The following is a 687-nucleotide window of genomic DNA, read 5'->3' on the forward strand; positions in this document are numbered from 1 at the left end:
CGAGTCAACCACAAAGTTAAAGTTGTCACTTGGCTCTGAGGTATTACCCGCTTTATCCGTCTCTGTTACCGTAATGTTTTGCGGCCCTTGTTTGAGGCTTAACGTGTAACTCCAACTACCATCAGCATTCACTGTCGCTAGACCGACTTTAACGCCATTATTATAAATGGTCACCACGCTGTCGCCTGACTCGGCCTGTCCTCTTAACACCGGCGTTTCATCATCAATGATACCGCCTCCCTGAACAGGACCTTGTTTATCACCCACACTGTCAGTCAGGCTTGGCATTAACGGTTTACTCGGTGCGCTACCATCGAAGTTAAAGATGTAATCACCGGTTGGATCTGAATCTTGTCCTGCTGCATCTTTAGCTACAGCGGTTACTTTATACTGACCACTTTCTGACACTTCATTTTCAGGAATCGTGATAGACCACTTACCATCCGCACCTACTTTTTGCTCTGCCACCGGCTTACCATTCACTCGAAGTATAATGGTAACACCCGCTTCCGCACGACCACTCACAAGCAAGGTTGCATCGTTCGTCAAGCCGCCTGGTTGTACTATCGTTGAACCATTCGCTTCTAAATAGTTATCTGTTAGGGTGTCAATCGTCGGCTCTGCTGGTTTTTGTGCAATCACATTGAAGTTCCAAGGTGTGGTTTTGTTACCTTCAACACCTGACGC

1 protein-coding gene is annotated in these 687 nt (G+C 47.0%); it reads right to left on the reverse strand.

Going from position 1 to position 687, the window contains the following annotated elements; genetic code table 11:
- On the reverse strand, positions 1 to 687 hold a 687-nt coding region (locus ACFFIT_RS03150), incomplete at both ends, for an Ig-like domain-containing protein (protein WP_385876195.1).

It is taken from the genome of Thorsellia kenyensis, from assembly GCF_042432445.1.
Lineage (GTDB): Bacteria > Pseudomonadota > Gammaproteobacteria > Enterobacterales > Thorselliaceae > Thorsellia > Thorsellia kenyensis.